Below are 22,887 nucleotides of genomic sequence, written 5' to 3'. Positions count from 1 at the left end.
TCTTCTTCTGCGGACGGTGGACAACTCGGAGATAGACCTGATCGCTCGCTGGTTTAATTCTCGTTTAAGCGGCACTTCCGAAAGCGAGCAGCACGCCCTGCGCACGACTTCCGGTAATCCGTACACGGCGAGCAACGCGGGCTTCTACAACCAAGGCGAGAACGACCGCGGGCTGACGTCATGATCCCGCCGGCGATCGCACCGCCGTCTCCACCAGAGTCCCGACATTGCGCAGGATTCCGTAGGCAGCGCGAAGCTGCTCATACTTCCCGTTGACCGCGTTCTTCTGCATGGTGAAGACGACCATGCGGCTGTCCAGAACCTCGAACACGGTGCGCTTGCCGGCCTTGAACTGCTCGAGATAGAGCGTGTTGGCCTTCTGCGCCGTGGCGATGCCCTGGATGGCCGAGGTCTCCTTGATGCGATTGGACGACAGCGACTGATACAACCGCCTCAGGTTGAGCTCGATGCTCTCCTTTTCGTCCAGCGCTCTGAAGTCATTGGCCCTCTTGTCTTCGCGGATCCGATCGACCTGCGAGGCCATGATGCCGCCGTCGAACAGCTTGTAGGACACCATCACCATCAGGCGGGAATCGACCACGCCCTGGCTCGCCGCCTGGTTGCCGATGTAATGCTTCACGAGCCCGTCGCCCTGCAGGTCGACGCGCGGCAGCTGCTGCGCCTTCTGCGAGGCGAGTTGATGCTCGATCGAGCTGCCATTCGCGCTCAAGGCGAGCAGCGACGGGTTGGACTGCTTGGCCGCCGCGAGCGCCGGCTCGAAGGACGACGGAATGCGGGGGAGCGACGAGGACGACCGGCGAACCTGACCCGGGTCGAGCTTCGTGAGCCGGAAGAACTCGTCCTCGGCGGTGCGGAGCGCCGTCATGACGTCGGTGCGCACGGCCTCCACCTCGATCACCTTGGACTTGATCCGGTTGACGTCGGCGACGGTGCCGTTGCCCTGCTTCTCGTTGAGCATCACCAGCTTGGCAAAGCTGTTGTCGTCAGCCACCACCTTGTCGATCAGCGCGACCAGTTCACTCTGCTCGAGCAGATTGAAATACGCGTTGGCGGTCCGAAGCGCGATGTCTTCGGCCTGATCCGCCAGACGCAGACGCTCGGCATCGACCAGCGACTTGCTCCGCGCGATGTCCGCCTTTGCAGCACCGAAATCGTAGATGAGCTGCCGCAGCGTGAATCCGGCATCCGACCGCGAGCTGCCGGGAATGGCGACGTCGCTGAACTGGCGCGGATAGTTCACGTAGGATCCGAGATACGAGCCGCCGGAGCCTGCATAGACCTGGAGCTGCGGCTTGAGCGAGCCTTCCGCGCCGCGGACGTCAGCGAGCGAGCCGCTCACCTTGGCCGCCTGCGCGCCCATCAGCGGATGGCTGAGCACGGCGGCGCCGACGGCTTCGCCCAGCAGAATTCCTCGTCCGTTCGACGCAGGCCTCGCCGCGTCGGTCACGCCGGGCCGGGCGATCCCAGGCGCAGCGGGAGCTGCAATCGTCGCAAGGTTGCGCGAGGCGCTCGCGACCTGAGGATAGACGTCCCTGCGCTCCGCGCTTGGGACAGCGGAGGTCGTCTCGACGTCGGCGGTCGCCACGGCAGGTCTTGGTGTGCCGCTCTGCACCTCGGCCGCCTGCGCCTTCGGCGTGTCGATCACCGCGGCGTTGGCATTGGCAACGGACTCAGGCGGGCGCGCCAGCGGATTGAGGCGGACCACCGCCGTCAGGAACGGACTGTTCGGCACCGAGGAGGTCGTCACGCAGGCCGCGAGCTGGAGCGCCAGAAGGCAGAGCGCTGCAAGCCGCACGATGTGGGCGCACTGGCTGCGCGTCTCGACACGAGATGAGCTCACGCGATCCATTCGGCGACCCGAACGATCGAGAGAGTGCGGGCGTCGCGAGCGCTGCGCAGGCGAGCATCGTGACTCAATCGCAGAAGATAAGACGCTGCATTCATTACTGCACGACACGGGTTACACCATCCACCCGCTGTTAGTGCTCTATTACCCTTAATGCCGACTAAAAATCTCGACCACGCAAGGTAGCAATTTTTCCGACTGCGTATATTTTTTTAGATATCCGAAGACGAGTTTGCACGCGAGCCATTATCGCGAGTTGCAAAACACGTCTCGTTCTTAGCAGGGAGCGGACTAATCGCGCGTCAGTTGCGTTTCGCGAGAAACGAATCGGCGACGGTGAAGCCGTACTCGTCGACGATGCGATCGACCACGCTCTCTTCGATCTCGCCGAAGAACTGGATGCCATAGCCGTCGGGACGGACCGCGCGGATCCTGCCCTCGATCTCGAAGAACTCGGTATGGACGAGCACGACCTCGTTCACGCGGTCGAGCAGGAACATGCTGGCCTGGCGGAATGTGCAACCGCCGCGCGAGACCTCCAGCAATGCACCGTCGAACTCCGCGCCGATCTCGATGACCTTCATCGTCCCGATGAGAACGCAGGCGTGACGGCTATGGCGCCTGGAGAAGGCCGGAGCCTTGCTACGCCTCAGCTTCGGCAGCGAGAACCGGGGCAGCGCGATCGCGCGTTTGCTGGCCGCAATGCTCATGGATTGGCTCCTGCTTCTCTCTCTCCGTCGGGCGTCAGTGGCTCACGACCATTCCAGCGTGCGTCGTTCGTCGTCCGCCGTCGAACGTCACACCATGCGTGGACGCGGCGAGCGCCGAAGCCACTTCCTTCCGAATGTCGGAATAGGCGCCCGGTGCGTCGTCGAGATCGAGCCGGCCGAGATCTTCCGAGAGCCCCATCCCGGCGTCCGTGCGAGGCGCTGGCGGTTCATCATCCATCGCGTCAGCGGCGCGATGCGCAGCCGCCCGGTTGTGCGCGAACTGCACCACCGCCTGCTCGAGCGCGGCCATCTGATCGGCGACCGAGAGGCCCACCGGGCCGATGGCCTCTCTCACTTCCTTCTCGATGCGGCGGCCGATGTCGTCGCGCAGCCGCGCGGACATCTCCTCCGATGTCCGGCCATTCTGCTCGATCGCGGAGGCCAGCTGCGCCGAGCTCGCGGCGTGCCGCTTGGCGAGCTCTCTGTGCGCCCCGGCGAGATCGCTCAACATGTCTCGCGTCACCGACAATTCGTCAGCGACACCTTGTGTCACGCTGTCGGTCAACGCCCCCAGCCCGGCGCTCACCTGTGACAGGGTCTGCATCATCGCCTCCATCAGCCTTGCATGATCGTCCTGCCGGGTCTGCAGGCCGTGCAACATGCGGACGGCGTCGTCGAAGCCGGAGCTCACCTTGGCGTAGTCCACCACCAGGTTGCTGGTCGCGAGAGCGGCGGCGCCGTCGAGCGGCTTCTTGCGCCCCATCGCCTCCTCGCGCTCCTGGTCGCCGATCTGCACGACGCCGGCGAGCCAGGATTCGAATCCGTGCTTCAGGACGCCGCCAGCCTGACCGGCCATGCGGTTGAGCAGGCCGACGATCAACGAGCTGAACAGACCGAACAGCGACGCCGCGAAGCCTGAGGCCATGCCCTTGAGCGGCTCCTGCAACGCCCCCAGCAGCTGCTGGAACGCATCCGCGCCGGCTCCCCCGCCGCCGGTCGAGCTCGCCAGCGTGCCGATGATGCCGCCCATCGATCCGACCATGTGCAAGAGGCCGATGAAGGTGCCGATCAGGCCCATGAATACCAGCAGGCCGGACATGTAGCCGAGCAGCGACTTCTCGTCGTCGATCGTCTGGCTGATCTTGTGAACCAGCGTGTTCATGGTCTCGACGGAGATGCGGATCTTCTTGGTGCGCGCGAGCTCCTCGGTCACGAGGTCGTAGGCATGTCCCAGGAGCCGCGGCCGGCGAAACACCCGCCCCGGCCGCGAGCAGCGGTAATGACGCCACAATGGGTCGGCCGCCTGCTCGACGGGTCCCTTGCGGATGTCGTCCCACATCTCCTTCAGCGCATTGAAGGCGATCACCTCGTTCTTCAGCTTCGAGACGAAGATGAACGACATCACGATCGAGAAGCCGAAGGCGCTGAGGATCGAGCCCGTGGTGTAGACGTGGGCCATGACGCCCTCGGCGATGAAGTCCCACTGCCAGGCGCTGCCCAGTGCGATGATCGCAATCAAGCCGATCATCTTGTTCCGGATCTGCGCGATCTGCTTTTCCATGACCCTGATCCCTCGCCCGACGCTGAACTAGCGGGCGCTGCCTGCGACGATCAGCTCGACCGTCAATCCCTTGGATTTGTCGGTGGTGTCGTTGACGTTGATGCGGATGTTCTCGGGCTTCACTCTGGCATCGACCAGCTGCTTGCGGGCCATCATGCCGCGGTAGTAGGCGAGCCGCCGCGCTTCCGAGACGGCGCCTTCGCCGGAATACGCAAAGGCATTGACGACGATCATGTGCTGCCCGGCGGCCCCTTGCTCGCCGACGAAGCCCGCAATCGCCTGCGCCTGATCGGCCGCGATCTTGAAGCTCCGGTCGGCGAAACCGACCGTCAGCCGCGGCGCATCCGCCGGCACCTCGACGGGGACGGGCGCGGGCTGCGCCTGGGCGCCGCTGATCCGCAGCGTCGTCGGCCGGTCATTGTCGGCGCGCAACGCGCCCTCGCTGGTCGGCAGCGACTTCGCCGCCTGGCTCGGCTCCGCCTCGCTCGAGGGCGCCGATTTCTGCAGCCGGTCGATCTGTGCGACGACGGCCTGCGTGAGCTGCTTGACGTCGGCGCCCGGCTTGACGTCGGCGTTGACGGCTTTCGCGATCGCCTCGACCGCCTTCTTGGAGACGCTCTGCGACAACACGAACACGGCCATCGCCAGCATCATCATCACGAAGGCCAGCACCTGGACCATGGACGTCAACGCGTCGACGTATCCCGGCCAGTAATTGTCACCTTCCTCCGAGCCGTGCGACATGGAATGGCCGTCGTTACCTCGCGATGCCAGATCCAAAACGCATCGATCCTTCCTGATTAGATCCGAAGTGTTACTAATGAGTGCAGCCGCGCGCCGCGACGGCGCGCATCGTCATGCAACATCGCCAAAACAGAAGCGAGAGCGATACCACCGCAAGTTGTCTACCTCACAGCAGTGGCATTTCACCGCCCGTGAGTTGAGGCGCGCGTGAGACTCGCGCATCAAAACCGGATGCCACAGCGGACGACGCGTCCCCGCCGACTATCTCGACCGGCTGCCACGCGGTGAGGCGGTCGATCTGTTTCCTGCTCCCGCAGGACCGCTGGCCGCGCGCATTCTCGCGCATGTGATGGGCGTTCCGGACGCTTGTGATGCGAACATGCAGCGCTGGTCGCAGACCTGATCGGCGGTGCCGGACATTTCGGCCGGATGCCGGGGCCGTTCGACGCGACCGACCTCGCCAATGCGGAGATGGACCAATGCATCCGCGCCAACACTGAGCGTATCAGGGCCGAGCCGGATTCGTCCGCGCTCTCCTTCGTGGTGAGAGCCTCGCTCGACACGCTTGATCGCCTCCAGTTTGTAAGCCGTCGGAAATTGACGGTTCTTCCCTCTTGCTGCCACAGGTCATCCTCGGAATGCCTGTCACTGAGATTATCGTGTCTCACTTGAGGGGTGCAGTCCAGCACTGTCACCGTAACTCGAACTCGGTACGCCGCGCGATGCCAGCAGCACGGTGACGTTCGTCGCCTGTCCGTTCCAGGCTGACTATCCGGAGCAGCGTGAAGGCCAGCCGCCGAGCTGCAGGATCTCGATCGACAACGTCGCGCGCGAGCTCGTGCCACAGATCCGCGCTGCGTTTGGGGTGCGCGCCTATATCGATGTGCTCTACCGGGAATATATCGGCAGCGACTTGACCAACCCGGCCTATGGTCCCGTGCAGTTCGAGCTGCGCAACATCCAGATGACGGGCCCCACGCTAGCCGGCACGGTCATCGAGAAGAACCTGCAGAACAAACGCTTTCCGCGCACCACAAAGAACTACGACTATCAGCGGTTTCCGAGCCTGTTGTCCTGATCATGAAAATGAGATGGCTCGATAGAAATAGCTCGCGATGTATCCATAAGCGACGGCGAGCAGGACGGCTTTCAGCAGGAACAGAATGTGCATGGGAAGATCGAGCAGCGGTGTGTGACGGAAATCCTCTTTCTCCTTGATGCCAACGATCTCCTGCTTCCGATAGTACAAGAACCAGATAATCGCTCCGAGGAAATACTGGAGGAGATCAGCCAATAGACCGCACGCAATCAGAAGAAGCGGCATTAGTAGCTCGCGCGGAATAGCGGATCGTCCTGTGACGTCCTTCTTGAACGTCCAAATGATAACAACGCCTGTCAGACCCAGATGACGACAGATGTCGCTTACCTTGCCGGAGTAGGTCGCGAACGCGTCTCGGCAGTCCTGAAGGTTCATCGTGTTTTCGATTCACGGCTGAAAATCTTCAGGCGACCAAACCGGTCCCCCGGCTTTCGCTCTAAAGAACCGCGCCCGGCTGTCGGACCTCTGAAGAGGTCTTCCCACCATCGCTTCTTGCGGTGCACGTATTCCACCTTTGGCTTCTCCAAGGGTGCCGTCGGCGTGTCGGGCTTATGGTTATCGACCATGTCGCAACCTCCAATTGCAGAACGCAATATGGCAGCGAGGCCGAGAAAACTCAACTGACATGGACGCGGCGAGCGAGCGGCCTTTCTCAGCCTCCTAATCGGCGAGCGCTGGGCCTGGGCTCAGCACAATTGCTGGCAGTTTGCCGGTACGCATACGACGGAGATCGCGTGATTGACGCATGCGTTACGGCGAGCGCTATGATGGTGTTACGTGAAGGTCAGGCGGCCTGCTGATCGGCGGGCTTGTCGGCTTGGCGCAGAAGCTTCCATTCCCAAGGCAGCATTTCGTGCAGACGCGGAGCGGGAAGATCGGCGATACGGGCGAGGACGTCGGCGGGCCAGACCTTGGGATCGACGTCGTTGAGGCGACAGGTCGTGATCATGGTCAGCATGATGGCGGCCCGGTCAGCGCCGCGCTGGCTGCCGGCGAAGGTCTAGTTGCGCCTTCCCAGGGCCATGCCTCTCAATGCGCGCTCGGCACAATAGTTAGTCAAGCAGATCCTGCCATCGTCGAGGAAGTGGAATATCGGTAACAGTGCAGTCAATTCTCTCGGTTCGCTCAACTCGGTAGGGATGCCCGCGGAAGGCGCCGCCTTCGTCTCCGGCCGGCCGGTATAGTCGCATCCCACCCCTGCCCAAACTGCCCGTCGTGCCAGTTTGTCGCATTCCGTCGGGCAAATCCCGGCTTGCACCGTCGGGCAAATCACAACGATCATCCGGCCCGTCTCGCGCTCACTGAAGGGGCGTTTCGCGATCGTCACGGACCGTGGAGCGGGGGATGCGGTGGCCGCTTGGGGCTCGGCGTGCGCGTTTCGCGTGCGGACGAACGAACCCGGGGCGGACGGTCAAGACGTGTGGTCCCGACACCCCGACGCTGGTGTCTTGGTCGGCGGCGATGCCGATGACGGGGGCAAACAAGCCCGGTCCCCTGGGAGAGCACGGAGCAGCCGTTCAACCCATCGCGCAGGGAAGGCCGGTTGTTCGGCCAATCCTGTGGTGACTGCCGCCTGCTTTTTTTCTGCAGGCGGGCCATGGGTGCGGCCTGCACCCGGCCTTCCCTGCGCCCTTCTCTATGGAGGGCATCGAAAGGATCAAAGCTCGGACGCGAAAGCGCGCCGCGAGGCTGCGAAGCCGCGCCGTAATCAGAGATATCAGGTTGAGCGCCGGGAACGGCGCTCCCTAGGGAAGCAGAAAAACCAAACGAAATCAGTGGACTAGAAATCCGTTTGGGGAGAAACGGCATCATTGTTCTGCAATGCTTTTCAAGAGCGGGGCCCAAAAGATCGACCGAGAATGTCGTGGACAACAGGGTGTCGGCTGCGAATAGGGCGAGTTGGAACCGCTTTTCAGCCGATCGGGCTTTGAACGCGTCGAATCCCCGATCTGACTAACCAGACCGGAGCCCGATCGACTTGATCACGGGGGCCAAGCTTGCAGACGTGGCTTCAACAATACGTTGGAACATGTCCGGGCTCGACTGGCTGTCCGGCTCCAGACCTTGGGACCGGTAGGCCGCCTGCAGAGCCGGGTCCGCCATGACGGCGCGCGTCGACAGCGCGATCCGGTCGACGATCGAATCCGGGGTCAGGCTGGGTGCAAACAAGCCGAACCATCCCTCATATCGGAGTTCGGGCATGCCGGATTCGGCTGCGGTCGGTATCTCCTGTGCCGCGCTGAGCCGCGTGTCGGTGGTGACCGCGAGCAGTCGAATTTTGCCCGCCCGGCTCAGTTGCCGCAATTGAATCGACATGACGGCGATCAACAAGGGGATCTGACCGCTGACGAGATCATTCGTTGCCGGCGCCACACCACGATAGGGAATATGGACGATATCGAGCCCACCTGCCTGCCGCTTGAACATTTCGCCAACGAGGTGATTTCCGGTGCCAACGCCGGGCGTGCCATAGGAAAGCCTGCCGGGATTGACCTTGGCGTACGCGATCAGGGTCTGCAGATCCTGCGCGGGCACCGAAGGATGTATCGCGAAGACGAGTGCGCTCGAGACCAACCGGTAGATTGCTCGGAAGTCGCCCGCGGAATAGGCAGGCCGTTCTGCCAAGGGGATGATGACCTGCGTGCTGCCGTTGCCAAGGAGAAGCGTATAGCCGTCAGGCTTTTCGCGCGCGACTGCCGCAGCGCCGATCGCTCCGCCCGCCCCCCCGATGTTCTCGGCGAAAGCCGGGCCAAGCTGCGATGCCATGCCGTCGACCCAGGGGCGCCCGATCTGGTCACCCGATCCACCCGCGGCGTATGGAATGACCAGCCGAATGGGGCGCGTCGGATAATCGGCAGCTGTTCCGTTGCGCGCGACCGCGGCGAGCGCGCCCGCACATGCGGCAGAACTGATGAGTTGTCGGCGCGAGAGCCATGGCATGTTGCAGTCCGTAAGTCGCCGAGCACACGAGGAAGCAACCCCACCGGCAGTCTGTCGATTGGGCCCGGCATTCGCTTGAGCCGTTCGCCCGAAAGAGCATGTCCCCAGCACGAGGCACGGGACCCAGGTTGCGTACCGGGCTGGTCCTGCCGCTTCCGCCAGTTTACTCCGCGCCTCGATCTGGTACAGAAAAACCATGCAGTTTCCCTGCCGAGGGGACGATGGCGCGTGCCGGATAACGACACTCAGGACTCGGCCATTTCATTTGGGCCATTTCGCCTGCTCCCCAAGTCCAGGCTCTTGGAGAAGGATGGCGCGCCGCTTCATATCGGCGGCCGCGCCCTCGACATCCTCATCGTCCTTACCGAGCGGCCCGGCGAGGTCGTCGACAAGCGGGAGCTGGTCCAGCGCATCTGGGCCGACGTGCATGTCGACGAAGGCAGCCTTCGCTTCCATATCGCCGCCTTGCGCAAGGTGCTCGGCGATGCCGGCAAGTCGGCCCGCTATGTCGTAAACGTCCCCGGACGCGGCTACTGCTTTGCCGCTCCGCTCGCCCAGGCCGCGCCTTCGGTGGCGCCTGCGCCCGTCGAAGCCGCCGCGCCTCGCGCACCGCTGCCGCCGTCGCTCGCGAAGATGATCGGGCGGGAGGACGTCGTTGAAAGGATTTCAAGCGGGCTCTCGCAGCACCGCTTCATCACCGTGGTCGGCCCGGGCGGCATCGGCAAGACCGCCGTCGCGGTCACCGTCGCGCATCGCCGCTCAGCGGACTTCGTCGGGCAGGTCTTCTTCATCGACTTCGGACCGCTGAGGGATCCCAGACTCGCCGCAACCGCCGTCGCCTCCGCGGTGGGGCTGGCCGTCAACGTGGACGATCCGCTCCCGGCGCTGCTGGCAAATCTGCACGACAAGCGGACGCTGCTGATCTTCGACAGCTGCGAGCATGTGCTGGAAACCCTGGCGCCGCTGGCCGAACGCCTCGTCCGCGACGTGCCGCAGCTGCACGTTCTTGCCACCAGCCGGGAATCGTTCCGCAGCGAGGGCGAGCGGATCTTTCGATTGTTCCCGCTGGATTGTCCGCCCCAGCGCGACGATCTCGGCGTCACGGAGATCCTCGCCTACCCCGCGGCACAATTGTTCGTCGAACGCATCGCCCAGGGCTCCGGGCCATTCGAGCTCAGCGCGGAAGACGCGCCGTTCGTCGCCGACATCTGCCGCCGCCTCGACGGCATCGCGCTTGCGATCGAGCTCGCGGCCGGCCGGGTCAACGCATACGGCATCGCAGGCACGGCGTCGCTGCTCGACAGCCGCTTCTCGTTGCAATGGCGCGGCCGGCGCACGGCCATTCCGCGACACCAGACGCTGAGCGCCGCGCTCGACTGGAGCTACGATCTGCTGCCGGACCCGGAACGCACCATCCTGCGACGATTGTCCGTGTTCGTCGGGCCGTTCACGCCGGAGGCTGCCACGGCCATCGCATCCGGCGACGGGCTCAGCCCGGCCGAAACGAGCGAGGCGATCGACAACCTCGTCACGAAATCGCTGATCGTCCCGTCCGGTGCGCGGACGCTGCGCTATCGCCTGCTGGACACGACACGAACCTATGCGCTCGGAAAGCTTGGCCTGTCGGGAGAACAACGGCGTCTTGCGCAGCGCCACGCGGAGTACTTCCGCTATGTGCTCGATCGCGCCGAAACCGAGACATCCGCGCCGCTGCACGCATGGTTGAGCACCTATGGCGGCAAGCTGGACAATGTACGCGCGGCGCTGGACTGGGCCTTCTCCGCCGACGGCGACGCTGCGCTCGGCATTGCGCTGACGGCAGCCGCCGTCACCTTGTGGGTGCGCCTGTCGCTGTTCGCCGAATGCCGCGAACGGACGAGGACCGCGCTTGCGGTGCTGGGCGACGACACCGACGGCGTCGATCGGCTTCGCATGCAGCTCCTGGGCGCGCTCGGCTGGTCGCTGATGTACGGCGAAGGCCGCGCGCGCGAAGCCCGCCCGATCCTCGAGGAAACGCTCGAGCTCGCGGACCGGCTCGACGACAAGGATTTCCGGCTACGGGCGCTGTGGGGATTGTGCATCGACCAGTTCAACAATGGTGAGTTCGGCAAGGCGCGCGCGCTTGCCGATCGTTTCACCACCATCGCGGCAAGCTCTCCCGACACCACCGACCTGATGCTGGCCGACCGGCTGATGGCGGTCGCGCTGCATTATCTCGGCGACCAGACCGAGGCCCGCATCCGCATCGACCGGGTCAACGCCTCGCTGCATATGCTGACCGAGAGGCCGAAGATCTTCCCGCTCGATCTCGGGGTCTCGACGCAATATTTCCGGGCTCGTATCCTGTGGCTGCAGGGCCTGGCCGACCAGGCGCTGGAGCTCGCCGCCCGCAACATCGAGGAAGGCCGAGCGAACGGCCACGCGCTGACCTTCTGCAGCGTGCTCGGACAAAGCGCCTGCCTGCTCGCCTTCTTCGCCGGCGACTATGATGCCGCGCAACGCCATGGCGCCGAGCTGCTCGGGCACGCCGACCGCCACGCAATCCGACTCTGGGGTCTCTGGGCCCGCGCCTTCAACGCGATGATCGTGGCGAGGCGCGGGGACAGCGCGGCAGGCCTGCCGCTGCTGCGCGAGGAGCTCGATCGCGCCGGCGACGCCCGCGTCCTGCCGCGCTTTCTTCCCCTGCTTGGCGAACTGGCGGCATGCTTTGGCGAGGCCGGCCAGGTCGATCGCGGCCTCGCCGCCATCGACGACGTGCTGAAGCGCTGCGACGACCGGCAGGAGCGCTGGTATCTGCCGGAATTGATCCGCATCAAGGGCGAGCTGATGCTCAAGGACGCGGAGCAATCGACCGGCGCCGAGACATGCTTTCGCGAGGCCATGGCCATCGCAGCTGAGCAGGGCGCCGGCTTCTGGGAGCTGAGATGCGCAATCAGCCTCGCGCGCCTCGGAATGGTTCAGGGCCGCAACGCGGAGGCGACGGAGGTTCTCGAGACGATCTGCGGACGGCTGACCGAGGGGGCTGATATCGCCGACATGCGCATGGCCCGCGGCCTGATCACGCAGCTTCGGGCCCGCGCCGCGGCAGCTTCCAGCCCGGGCGGATGAAGTGACATGTGTAGCCGTCCGGAAAACGTTCCAGATAGTCCTGATGCTCGGGCTCGGCCTCCCAGAATTCGCCGGCGGGCGCGACTTCGGTGACCACCTTGCCGGGCCAGAGATGCGAGGCCTCGACATCGGCGATCGTGTCTTCGGCAATCCTCTTCTGCTCGTCCGTCGTGTAGAAGATAGCCGAACGGTAGCTCGTGCCCCGATCATTGCCCTGACGATCGCGCGTCGTCGGATCGTGAATCTGGAAGAAGAATTCCAACATCGTCCGGTAGCTGGTCTTCCCGGCATCGAAGATAATCTCGATCGCCTCGGCATGCCCTTCGTGATTGCGGTAGGTCGCGTTCTTCACCTGACCACCGGTGTAGCCGACCCGGGTCGAGATCACGCCCGGCTGCTTGCGGATGAGATCCTGCATGCCCCAGAAGCATCCTCCGGCAAGCACTGCGCGCTCTGTCGTCATGTGACGTGCTCCAATGGTTCGAGATGGCGTTTCAGCGAACATAGTGGTTGGAGACAGAGACTGCCAGCCGCGCGCCCGCCGGAAACGCATGCTGATGGGTCATGGCGCGCTCCCTGTCCTGTTCGCCTAGATCAGCTTGGCGTCAAGCGTGATCGCCGCGTTGAGCACTTTCGACACCGGGCAATTCTTCTCGGCCTCGCCGGCGATACGGGCAAAGCCGGCCTCATCGAGATTCGGCACCTTGGCGCGCAAGGTGAGCGCCGATTTGCTGATCTTGAAACCCTTGCCGTCCGGTTCGAGCGTGACCGCCGCCTCGGTGGAAAGCTCCGTCGGCGTGAAGCCCGCCAGCTGCAGGCCGAAGGCCAGCGCCATCGTAAAGCAGCCCGCGTGTGCCGCTGCGATCAGCTCTTCCGGATTGGTGCCCTTCTCGTTCTCGAAACGGGTCTTGAACGAATAAGGCGTCTCGGCGAGCACGCCGGATTCGCTGGACAGGTGCCCGCTGCCATCCCGGCCGGTGCCGTGCCAGAATGCCGTTGCCTTGCGGATCATGATGTTCTCCTCACTGATGGTGGTTCTGCTCACGCCTTGAGCGCGTTGGGATCGATCGGCATCTTGCGCAGCCGCTTGCCGGTGGCGGCAAACACGGCGTTGGCGATGGCGGGAACGATGCCGGACGTGCCGGCCTCTCCCATTCCACCCGGAGGCTCCACGCTTTTGACGAGATGGACCTCGACTGCCGGCGCCTCGTTGATGCGCAGCAGCTGATAAGTATCGAAGTTGGCCTGCTGCACACGGCCGTTCTTGAGCGTGATCTCGCCATAGAGCGCGGCGGTCACGCCGAACATCACGCCGCTCTGGAGTTGCGCCTGAACGGTATCCGGATTGACCACGGTGCCGCAATCCATCGCACAGACGACACGATGAACCCGGACCGCCCCGTCCTTCGCGATCTCGACCTCGGCAACCTGCGCCAGCAGGCTCCCGAAGACGTTCTGCAGGGCAATGCCGCGCCCCCACCCTTTCGGCAATGGAGCACCCCACCCGGCCTTTTCCGCGGCGAGATCGAGCACAGCCTTGGCCCGCGGATTGTGATCCAGCAGCGCGCGGCGATAGGCCACCGGATCCTGCTTGGCGACCGCCGCGAGCTCGTCGATGAAGCTCTCAGTGACGAAGACGTTGTGCGAAGGGCCGACGCTGCGCCAGAACGCCGTCTGGATGCCCGGCGGCTCGACGCGCACATACTCGACGTGAAAGTTCGGAAGTGCGTAGACCAGATCGATCGCGCCTTCCGTCGTATCCGGATCAAGACCGTTGTTGAAGGCGGGTGGAAGATAGCGCGCGATGACGGAGGAGCCGGCGAAGCGGTTGGTCCATGCAACAGGCCTTCCATCCTTGTCGAGCCCGGCCTCGATGCGATCCACCCAATAGGGCCGGTACATGTCGTGCTGGATGTCCTCCTCGCGCGTCCACACCACCTTCACGGGACCATCCACCTGCTTTGCGATCTGGACAGCGCGCACCGCGCCGTCCGCTTCCAGGCGGCGCCCGAAGCCACCGCCGATGAGATGATTGTGGACGATCACCTTGTCGACCGGCAGGCCAGCGGCTGTCGCCGCCATCGCCTGGACTCGCGCGATTGCCTGGGTGCCGAGCCAGATCTCGCATTCGCCGCCGCGAAAATGCACGGTGCAGTTCATCGGCTCCATCGTCGCATGAGCGAGAAACGGCACGTGATAGCTCGCTGCAACCCGTGTCGCGGCATTCGCCATCGCCTGTCCGGCGTCGCCGACGTTCTGCGCAACCGGGCCAGCTCTGAGGGTGGCCTGCTCGAGCTCGCGCGCGACGTTCTCGCTTGCCAAGGCAGCATTGGCGCCCTCGTCCCATTCGATCTTGAGGGCTTCCAGCCCTTTCTTTGCCGCGCCCATGTGATCGGCGACGACGGCGACCGCGTCGTCGAGCCGAACGATCTGGCGCACGCCCTTGATCAGCTTTGCGGCGCCGTCGTCCACGCTCTTCACGCGGCCGCCAAACACGGGCGATTGCGCCAGCGTCGCGATCTTCACGCCCGTCGGCCGGGCATCGATGCCGTAGACCACCGAGCCATTGACCTTGCCCGACGCGTCGAGCCGCTTGGCCGGCGTTCCGATCAGTTTGAACTCCGCGGGGCCTTTCAGCACCACATTCGTCGGAACGGGCAGACGTGCCGCATCCGCGACGAGCTCGCCATACGACAGGCGCCGCCCGCTCGGGCTATGGATGACTTCGCCCGCCTCGGCATGACAGGACTTGGCCTCGACGCCCCACCGCTTCGCGGCCGCCTCGATCAGCATCAGGCGCGTGGCGGCGCCGGCTTCGCGCAGCGGCTTCCAGGCACCTCGAATGGCATTCGAATTGCCAGTCGCCTGAACGCCCAGCAGCGGATTGACGTAGAGCTTTTCGTTCGGCGGCGCATGCTCGAGCCTGACCTGCTTCAGATCGACCTCGAGCTCCTCGGCGATCAGCATCGGGATCGACGTATAGGTGCCCTGCCCCATTTCGACATAGGGCATGGTCAGCACGACCTGGCCGTCATTGCCGATACGAATGAAGGCGTTGGGCGCGAAAGCTTCCGCACCCGTGGCGCCGCCCTGGCCGAGCGGCAGGGAGAGGCCGATCACGAGGCTTCCGCCCGTCATGGCCGCGGAGACCAGAAAGCCCCGGCGGGAAAGGCTCGTGTCGGACGAGCGGGATGTCGTGCGATCGAAGATCATGGTCAACCCTCCTTCACCCGCGTTTGCGCGGCGAGCTTGATCGCCTCGCGGATGCGGACATAGGTGCCGCAACGGCAGATGTTGCCGCTCATGGCATCGTCGATGTCAGCATCGGTCGGATGCGGGTTGTCCGTCAGCAGCGCCGTCGCCGACATGATCTGGCCGGACTGGCAGTAGCCGCACTGGGCGACCTCGCGGTCGAGCCAGGCCTTCTGGATCCGCTCGCCGGCCGACGTCGCGCCGATCGCCTCGATCGTCGTCACCTTGGAGTCGCCGATGCTGTCGATGGCCGTGATGCACGATCGAATGGCCGAGCCGTCGAGGTGGACGGTGCACGCACCGCACAGCGCCTGACCGCAAGCGAACTTGGTGCCGGTCATGCCGAGCACGTCGCGCAGCACCCAGAGCAGCGGCGTGTCGCCGTCGACGTCGACACTGCGCGGCGTTCCATTGATGTTGATCGTAAAGCCCATGATGAGGTTCCCTTGTTCTGGACTGGCCCGGCGCGACTTACGGTCACGCCGGATCGTTGATGTCGGCACCGACGCTTCCCGCCCGGCGGTCGAGCGCCGCAGCGTTTTCGTCAGTCGCCGATCTGCCCGACGTGGAAGCCGAGCCGGCTCTCGACGTCGCCAGCGCGGTGGAAGCCGCGCGCCATGAGCGCCGCGATCCTGCCCCGGCTTGCCGGACGGCCGAGCGACGCCAGGAACGCGTCCCACTCCGGCTTGATCTCAAGATCCGGCGGCAGGCTTGCGACATCGACGAGGCGCTTGGTCTCCGCAATCGCGTCCTTGTCGAAGGAAGCGATGCGCATGGCGAGCGCCTCGACGAAGCCGTCAAGTTCGGCGTCCGGCACCGACCGGTTGACGTAGCCGTAGCGTTCGGCGAGATCGCCATGGATGTCGTCAGCGCCGAGCAACACCTCGAGCGCACGACCGCGACCTATCAGGCGCGGCAGCCGCGCCATCGGGCCGCCGCCGGGCACCAGGCCCGCGCCGACCTCCCATTGCGACAGGATGGCTTTCTCACGGCTGGCGAAGCGCATGTCGCTCGCGAGCGCGAGCTCGCTGCCGACACCAGTCGCGCGTCCCCGGATCGCGGCGATGGACACCACCGGCGCGCGGCTGAGGCGCACCAGCATGTCCGGGAGTGCCTGAAGACCGGTCGGACCGGGCGGGACGCGCTGGGAGTCCTCGAGCGGCGCGAGGAAGTCGTAATGGGTGATGAAGAAGCCATCGACGGCGCTGTCGAACACCACGACCTTGAGCTGCGGATCGGTCTCGATCGCGGTGATGATGTCGCTGAGCAGCGGAAGGTGCCTCGGGCCGAAGATGTTCACCGGAGGCATGTCGAAGGTGACACGCCAATAGGACGGCAGCCGGCGCTCCAGCCTGATATCCTCGTTCGTGAAAGTGTGTTCTGGGCGATTCATGGTTTGCACTCCTGATGTGGTCCCTCCGTCATCTCAGATCGACTGGCGCAGCGGACGGAATGCCGTGCGCATTTCCGCGCAGAACAGCGCGGGTTGCTCCCAGGCCGCGAAGTGCCCGCCCTTGTCGAGGCGGTTGTAGTGGATGAGCTTGGGATAGGCCTTCTCGGCCCAGCTCCGCGGCGCGGCATAGATCTCGTCGGGGAAGACACTGACGGCCACCGGGATCTGGACATTCTTGGGTTCGAAGAAGACCAGCTTGTTCTCCCAATACAGGCGCGCCGACGACACAGCCGTATTGGTCAGCCAATAGAGGGCGACGTTGTCGATGACGTCGTCGCGCGACAGGCCTTCGGTCTTTCCGTCGAACACCCGCGCAATCATGGCAGTGCTGCGCGCGTCGTGATCGAGCATCCAGGACGCAAGACCCGCCGGCGAGTCCACGAGGCCATAGAGCGTCTGCGGCCGGTTCGACATCTCGATCGCATAGCCGAGGCCGTGCTTGTAGAAATCGTCGAGCTGATCGTAGGCATGGTTCTCGTCGGCGGAGAGGCCGGATGGACGCGACCCGCCCGGCTGCAGCGCCTTGGCGATTTCATCGGGAACCGTCGCGGGCATGTTGGTGTGAATACCGAGCAATTCGGGCGGCGCCAGCAGAGCCATCTGCTCGGTCACAGCATCGCCCCAGTCCCCGCCCTGGGCCACATAACGGGTGTATCCGAGCCGCTTCATCAGCACGACCCATGCACGCGCGACGCGCTGCGGATCCCAGCCGAGCGTTGCTGGCTTGCCGGAAAAGCCGTGGCCCGGAAGCGACGGGATGACCAGATCGAACGCGTCGGATGCCTTTGCACCGTGCGCCGTCGGATCGGTAAGCGGGCCGACGATCTTCATCTGCTCGATGATCGAGCCGGGCCAACCATGCGTGACGATCATCGGCAGGGCGTTCTCGTGCTTGGCGCGCACGTGAATGAAATGGATATCGACGCCGTCGATCTCGGTGACGAACTGCGGCAGCGCATTCAGCCGCGCTTCCATCTTGCGCCAGTCGTAATCGGTCTGCCAGTAGCGCACCAGCTGCTGGACCGTCGTCAATTGCACGCCCTGCGACTGGTCGGTGACGATCTCGCGATCTGGCCATCGCGTGGCCGCAAGGCGCCGACGCAGGTCGAGCAGATCTTCTTCGGGAATTTCGACCCGGAATGGGCGAATTGCGCCGCTCGTCGCCGCCTGCGCGCGATCCAGCGGCAGCAGGCTCGCCACGCTCGCGGCAACCGCGCCCATCGCGGCATGACCCAGCAACTGGCGGCGGTCGGGATTCAGGACATCGGTTGTTATTTGTGTCGACATTGTCAATCTCCCTGGCTTCGCTGGCGACGTTGACCGAATTCGAAGTGGATCGATCGGTCCGTGCTACAAACAGATTGGCGCAAGCTCCGGCATTTTGCCCGTTATGGATTGTTAGACCGCGTTAGCCGTTGCGAGACGAGCGACGCGCGCATCCAGCCATAGATCCCGCTCGCAAACTTGAGGCGATGCTCGCGGAAATACCGAGCAGCACATCGCGGCGCTACGACCCGCGCCAACATCGAGGCGACCAAGCGCCATCGCGATTTTCCTGATCCTTTCGTCGGGCATCAGGATGGCAACGACTCTCCGGACTGCTCGCGCGCGATGTAGTCGGCGTACCAGTCCGCCCAATTATCATCGTGCTCTCCCCCGCGCTTCTCGTGCTCACCATGCGCGGACGCCGCGCGCCGCAGCGCTGCGGCGAGCTCTATTGACGACGTAAAAACCGTGGCGGCAGGCTCGACGCGTCCAGGAAGCCGTGCGGTCACCTCCTGCAAGAGCCAGCCATTGCCGTCGGGATCACTGAACGAGGCGAACGAACGATAGCTTCGATGCTCGGAGTCGACGCCATCGATGCGACGACGGCCGAAGAGGTATGGCTCATCAGGTCCGACGAAATTGCCGCCGGCGTCGTGGAATGGCTCACTGACCTTGACACCGCGGCCGAGCAGCTCGTTGCGAGCGGCTTCGAGATCCGAAACGATGAGGTACAGGCCTCGCGCCGAGCCGGGCGCCGCTGCCGTGACGTTCGTGCCGAAGATCACCGCGCAGGCCGAGCCGGGCGGCGTGAACTGGACCACGCGGTAGTCCGGGCCTGACGCAAAATCGGCGTCCAGCCGCCAGCCCAGAGCCGTGTAGAAGGACTTCGCGCGATCGACGTCGGAAACGGGAATGACGATGACCTCGAGCTTCAGATCAACTCCGCGCGATGTCGAGAGCTTGACGTCGGCTTGCCGTTCCATCTCGGTCGTGGTCATGGCGGTCTCCCTGGTGCGAAGATTGGGTGTTGTGCTTCCGAAGCCCCAATCGCCACGAGACCATCGCGCGATCCCAGGAATATTGCGCGTTATGGGTTGTTAGAGGCCGTTAGCTGTTGCGAGCAGCTTGGGAGACCCGTCGCGGCCGGTGGAATCCCCGCCGAACTTGTGCGTCATTGATGTGGCGCGGACGCTGGTTCCGACCTAAAATCCCAACCAAATCCAAAGCGCTAAGAAAGGCTACGCAACGATGCCGCCGCCGGCGCAGAGGCAGGATACGATCTCATTCGGTCCGTTTGAGCTGATCGTCAACGAGAGACGGCTGACGAGACATGGTGTCCGCATGGAGCTCGGGGCACGGGCCTTTGAAATCCTGGTGACGCTGCTGTCGCGTCCCAACGAGATCATCGACAAGGCCGAGCTGATTGCGAAAGTCTGGCCCGGCATCGCGGTCGAAGAGGGCAGCCTGCGCTTCCACGTCGCGGCCCTTCGCAAGGTCCTCGACGACGGAAAGGACGGCGCGCGATACATCTCAACGACACCCGGCCGCGGTTACAGCTTTGTCGCGGCGATCTCGCGGACGCCCCGTCCGGTTCGCAACCAGCCTCATCTCCTCTCCGACGGTTCGCCGGCGTTTGCGCACTACAATCTGCCCAACCGGCTGAGCGCGATGATCGATCGTGAGGACGACCTCGAAAGGCTATCGAACCAGCTCTACGCCAGGCGGTTTGTGACCATCGTAGGCTCTGGCGGAATTGGCAAGACCACCGTCGCGGTGGCGGCTGCCCATCAACTACGCACCGCTTTCGACGGCGCAGTCCTCTTCGTCGATCTGAGCATGCTGAGCGATCCCGGGCTTGTCGCCACCGGCGTCGCTTCCACGCTCGGCCTGTCCGTGCAAAGCCAGGACGTCATGTCCAGCCTGATTTCCCATCTCAGGGACAAGTCTCTTCTGCTCGTTCTCGACACCTGCGAGCATCTGATCGCGGCCGTCGCCGTGCTCGCGGCGGCCATCTTCAACAACGCGCCGCGGGTTCATATTCTCGCGACCAGCCGCGAAACGCTCCAGGTCGAGGGCGAGCATGTCTACCGGCTGGACCCGCTTGCCTTTCCTGTCGACGACCGGGAACTGCTCTCGGCCGACACCGTCCGGACGTTTCCAGCCACCCAGTTGTTCGTCGAACGCGCAACGGCCAGCGGGGCCAATCTGGCCTTCGACGACTCCGATGCGGCCATCATCGCACGCATCTGCCGCAAGCTCGACGGGGTCGCGCTTGCGATCGAACTGGCGGCACGTCGCGTCGATGTCTACGGCTTGAACGAGACCGAGGCCCTTCTCGACCAGCGGCTGTCGCAAATGTGGGCGGGCCCCCGCACGGCGCCGCCACGTCAGCGCACCCTCCAGGCGACACTCGACTGGAGCTACGGCCTACTCTCCGAAACCGAGCGCATGGTGCTTCGCCGGCTTGCGATCTTCGTCGGAAACTTCACGCTGGACGCGGCACTGGCCGTCGTGGCCGGCGACGGGCTCGATCAGGCCGACGTGTTTGCGGCGATCGACAGCCTGGTCGCAAAATCGATGGTCGCGACCCGTTCGCTCGGCACCGTCATGCGATATCGCCTGCTCGACACGACGCGCACCTACGCCCTCGATAGGGCGGCCGACGAGCGCGAGACCGCGGCCCTGGCGGTTCGCCATGCCCGCTATTGCAGGGACTGGCTAAAGCGGGCCGGCTCCGAATGGTCGAGCCTCATGTCCGGGACAGAACGCGCTCCCTATTTTGCCGCCATCAGCAATGTTCGCGCTGCGCTGGAATGGTGCTTCGGCGCGAGCGGCGACCTGCGAACCGGCGTCGAACTCGCAGCCGCCGCCGTGCCGGTCTTGCTGGCCATGTCGCTGCTGCCTGAATGCCACCACTGGTCGGAACGGGCATTGGCCGCCGGCCAGGCCACCAGCAGAACGGAGCAGATGCATCTGCAGGCTGGGCTCGGCATCTCGTCCATGCATCTTTACGGGGAAAATGAGCGCGCACGCGCGGCCCTGAACAGCAGCCTGGAGATCGCGCGGGAAGAACATGACGCTCCCAATGAGGCCGGCTTGCTCGGCATGCTTCACATGTTCCACTTCCGGGGCGGCGACTTCGACGTTGCGCTGTCCTTCGCGCGGCGGTGCCGGACCGTTGCCGACAATGTCGACGATCCGGCGGCCCTTGCGCTTGCACATTCCATCCTGGGTCGATCGCTTCTGATGATGGGAGATCTGAGCGGCGCGCGCGGGGAGCTCGAAGAGCTGTTCAGGACCTGGTCGCCGTCACTACAGAGCCGCACGATCTATCTCGTCCATGACAGGCATTACCGGGCCGGCATCGCCTTGGCACGCACGCTGTGGCTGCAGGGCTATCCGGCTCAGGCCGTGCAACGCGTCCATGAGTTCGTCGATGGCGCGCGGCAGATGGATCATCCGGCTTCGGTGACCGTCCTGCTCGCCTGGTCCGCATCGATCTTCCTGTGGACCGGGGATCTACGTAATGCCGAGAGGCATATCGATGCGTCCATCACCATGGCCGAGTCGAACTCGCTCGGTCCGCTCGCAGCGGTCGGGCGCGCGCGCAGGGCGCAGCTTGCCATTCGGCAAGGCAACGTTGCCGAGGGCGTCGCGAGCCTGCGCGCTTCCCTCGCAGCGATCCACGCCGTGCGCTACGAGCTCATCACCACCGAGTTCAACATCTCGCTGGCACAAGGCCTCGCAGCGACGGGCCGGCCTGATGCGGCAATCGCCCACCTCGACGAGACGATCCGGCATGTCGGTCGCAATGGCGACACCTGCTACATGCCGGAATTGTTGCGGGTGAAGGCAGGATTGCTTCTGTCGATGGTCCCGCTGCGCATCGAGGCCGGCCAGGCCTGTCTCGAGGAGTCCCTAGCTCTAAGTCGCAGTCAGGGTGCGCGAGGCTGGGAATTGCGCGCAGCGCATGATCTTGCGGTGGTGTTGGCCGGCAAAGGCCAACGGAGGGCCGCGCACCAGACGCTCCGGCCGGTGTTTGACAGGTTCGACGAGGGATTCGATACTGCCGATCTGCTTGCCGCAAAGCGGCTGCTGGCGGATCTGTCGTGATCGCATCCTAGGCAACTGGCCCCGTCGTCCGCAGAAATCCAGCAGACCGACGTCAATCGGCGAGGGCTGACATGGCAATGGTCACGCGCGTGCCGTCTTGTCCGGTCTCTCCGTGCATCCGGGCCTGGATGCTTCGCGCCAGGCCTTCCAGAATACGACTCCCGGTGCCCTGAAGCGGGCCGGTCGCCCCGATCCCGTTGTCGGTCACCGTGCAGAGCCAGCAACCGTCACGCTGGAGCACGTCGATGCGGATCAGTGCATCGTTCCTGGTCGGAAAGGCGTGCTTAGCCGCATTGGTGATCAGCTCGGTCAGCATCAGAGCGAGCCGATGACATTGCGATGCGGGCAGCATGCCGTCCTCGATGGCGGCTTCACAACGGATCCCCGCAGGCTCCAGAATTGCCTCGGACACCGCCCCGCAAAGTGCCTCGAAGAAGGTCGCAACGGAGACCGCCGGACGACCCTCGTCATTCGATAAAAATTGATAGAGCCTGCCGAAGGCGACGAGGCGCCGCTCGAACCGGTCCACGGCAGCCGACACTTCGCCCGGCCTCGCCCGCGTCAGATCGCGGCGGACTGACGCACCGAGCAGCGTCAGCGTGTTCTTCATCCGATGATGCGATTCCCGCAGCACCAGGTCCCAGTCGGCCCGGTCGCCGAGATTGGCGGCCAGATGAGATTGAACAATATCGTCTTTTGGACGAGTTCCGATACCGGGCATCGCAGCCTCCCCGCTGATCATCAGCCTTGGCCTGCCGTCACAATGGAGGAGGC

The 22,887-nt window shown here is 64.4% G+C and carries 17 protein-coding genes and 1 pseudogene; 3 read left to right on the top strand and 15 right to left on the bottom strand.

All coding sequences use genetic code 11. From position 1 onward, the window contains the following. Nucleotides 1-178 precede the first annotated feature (178 nt). The 4 genes from S58_RS07085 to S58_RS07070 form a co-directional block, all read right to left on the bottom strand. Complete coding sequence (locus tag S58_RS07085) at nucleotides 179-1,861, bottom strand: TolC family protein (RefSeq protein WP_160167585.1); 1,683 nt, start codon at nucleotides 1,859-1,861, stop codon at nucleotides 179-181. Nucleotides 1,862-2,169: 308 nt separating this feature from the next. Then, entirely contained in the window at nucleotides 2,170-2,577 is a 408-nt protein-coding gene (locus S58_RS07080) for a PilZ domain-containing protein (RefSeq protein ID WP_015664580.1), read from the bottom strand. A gap of 34 nt (nucleotides 2,578-2,611) precedes the next feature. Further along, nucleotides 2,612-4,138 (bottom strand): hypothetical protein, encoded by a 1,527-nt coding sequence (locus S58_RS35765; RefSeq protein WP_015664579.1) that lies wholly within the window; start codon nucleotides 4,136-4,138, stop codon nucleotides 2,612-2,614. Nucleotides 4,139-4,165: 27 nt separating this feature from the next. After that, entirely contained in the window at nucleotides 4,166-4,882 is a 717-nt protein-coding gene (locus S58_RS07070; RefSeq protein WP_015664578.1) for a hypothetical protein, read from the bottom strand. 736 nt (nucleotides 4,883-5,618) lie between these two features. Here S58_RS07070 and S58_RS07060 point away from each other — a divergent pair. Beyond that, nucleotides 5,619-5,960: a DUF1833 family protein gene (locus S58_RS07060; RefSeq protein ID WP_015664577.1), complete on the top strand. Its 342-nt coding sequence runs from the start codon at nucleotides 5,619-5,621 to the stop codon at nucleotides 5,958-5,960. Here the strand turns inward: S58_RS07060 and S58_RS07055 are convergent, their stop codons facing one another. The 3 genes and pseudogenes from S58_RS07055 to S58_RS07050 form a co-directional block, all read right to left on the bottom strand. Then, nucleotides 5,961-6,356, bottom strand: coding sequence for a hypothetical protein (locus S58_RS07055; protein WP_015664576.1), 396 nt, complete (start codon nucleotides 6,354-6,356; stop codon nucleotides 5,961-5,963). It abuts the gene before it with no gap. A gap of 409 nt (nucleotides 6,357-6,765) precedes the next feature. Continuing rightward, nucleotides 6,766-7,065: pseudogene (locus S58_RS36200) on the bottom strand (transposase domain-containing protein); the annotation flags it as partial. A gap of 869 nt (nucleotides 7,066-7,934) precedes the next feature. Next, on the bottom strand, nucleotides 7,935-8,921 hold the full coding sequence (locus S58_RS07050; RefSeq protein WP_015664574.1) for a Bug family tripartite tricarboxylate transporter substrate binding protein: 987 nt from the start codon (nucleotides 8,919-8,921) through the stop codon (nucleotides 7,935-7,937). Nucleotides 8,922-9,149: 228 nt separating this feature from the next. On the opposite strand from S58_RS07050, the gene S58_RS07045 reads away from it, so the two are divergent. Then, nucleotides 9,150-12,029, top strand: a complete 2,880-nt coding sequence (locus S58_RS07045; RefSeq protein WP_015664573.1) for an ATP-binding protein — start codon at nucleotides 9,150-9,152, stop codon at nucleotides 12,027-12,029. On the opposite strand, the gene msrA is transcribed toward S58_RS07045, so the two are convergent. The 7 genes from msrA to S58_RS07010 all read right to left on the bottom strand — a co-directional run bounded on the left by msrA (nucleotide 11,980) and on the right by S58_RS07010 (nucleotide 18,998). Beyond that, entirely contained in the window at nucleotides 11,980-12,492 is a 513-nt protein-coding gene (gene msrA, locus S58_RS07040; RefSeq protein ID WP_042338910.1) for a peptide-methionine (S)-S-oxide reductase MsrA, read from the bottom strand. The two genes, S58_RS07045 and msrA, sit on opposite strands and share 50 nt — an antisense overlap. A gap of 126 nt (nucleotides 12,493-12,618) precedes the next feature. Then, nucleotides 12,619-13,041 (bottom strand): OsmC family protein, encoded by a 423-nt coding sequence (locus tag S58_RS07035; protein WP_015664571.1) that lies wholly within the window; start codon nucleotides 13,039-13,041, stop codon nucleotides 12,619-12,621. Nucleotides 13,042-13,070: 29 nt separating this feature from the next. Continuing rightward, nucleotides 13,071-15,242, bottom strand: a complete 2,172-nt coding sequence (locus S58_RS07030; RefSeq protein ID WP_015664570.1) for a xanthine dehydrogenase family protein molybdopterin-binding subunit — start codon at nucleotides 15,240-15,242, stop codon at nucleotides 13,071-13,073. A gap of 2 nt (nucleotides 15,243-15,244) precedes the next feature. Next, on the bottom strand, nucleotides 15,245-15,715 hold the full coding sequence (locus tag S58_RS07025; protein ID WP_015664569.1) for a (2Fe-2S)-binding protein: 471 nt from the start codon (nucleotides 15,713-15,715) through the stop codon (nucleotides 15,245-15,247). A 110-nt stretch (nucleotides 15,716-15,825) separates the two neighbouring features. After that, nucleotides 15,826-16,674, bottom strand: a complete 849-nt coding sequence (locus S58_RS07020; RefSeq protein WP_015664568.1) for an enoyl-CoA hydratase/isomerase family protein — start codon at nucleotides 16,672-16,674, stop codon at nucleotides 15,826-15,828. A 33-nt stretch (nucleotides 16,675-16,707) separates the two neighbouring features. Further along, nucleotides 16,708-18,021 (bottom strand): epoxide hydrolase family protein, encoded by a 1,314-nt coding sequence (locus S58_RS07015; protein ID WP_015664567.1) that lies wholly within the window; start codon nucleotides 18,019-18,021, stop codon nucleotides 16,708-16,710. A gap of 287 nt (nucleotides 18,022-18,308) precedes the next feature. Then, nucleotides 18,309-18,998: a VOC family protein gene (locus S58_RS07010; protein ID WP_015664566.1), complete on the bottom strand. Its 690-nt coding sequence runs from the start codon at nucleotides 18,996-18,998 to the stop codon at nucleotides 18,309-18,311. Nucleotides 18,999-19,248: 250 nt separating this feature from the next. On the opposite strand from S58_RS07010, the gene S58_RS07005 reads away from it, so the two are divergent. Beyond that, on the top strand, nucleotides 19,249-22,113 hold the full coding sequence (locus tag S58_RS07005) for an ATP-binding protein (RefSeq protein WP_015664565.1): 2,865 nt from the start codon (nucleotides 19,249-19,251) through the stop codon (nucleotides 22,111-22,113). 52 nt (nucleotides 22,114-22,165) lie between these two features. Here the strand turns inward: S58_RS07005 and S58_RS07000 are convergent, their stop codons facing one another. Continuing rightward, on the bottom strand, nucleotides 22,166-22,834 hold the full coding sequence (locus S58_RS07000; RefSeq protein ID WP_015664564.1) for a sensor histidine kinase: 669 nt from the start codon (nucleotides 22,832-22,834) through the stop codon (nucleotides 22,166-22,168). Nucleotides 22,835-22,887 lie beyond the last annotated feature (53 nt).

Source organism: Bradyrhizobium oligotrophicum S58 (genome assembly GCF_000344805.1).
Taxonomy (GTDB): Bacteria; Pseudomonadota; Alphaproteobacteria; order Rhizobiales; family Xanthobacteraceae; genus Bradyrhizobium; species Bradyrhizobium oligotrophicum.
The sequence above is the reverse complement of the archived record's forward strand: the minus strand, read 5'-3'. Positions and strand labels throughout refer to the sequence as shown.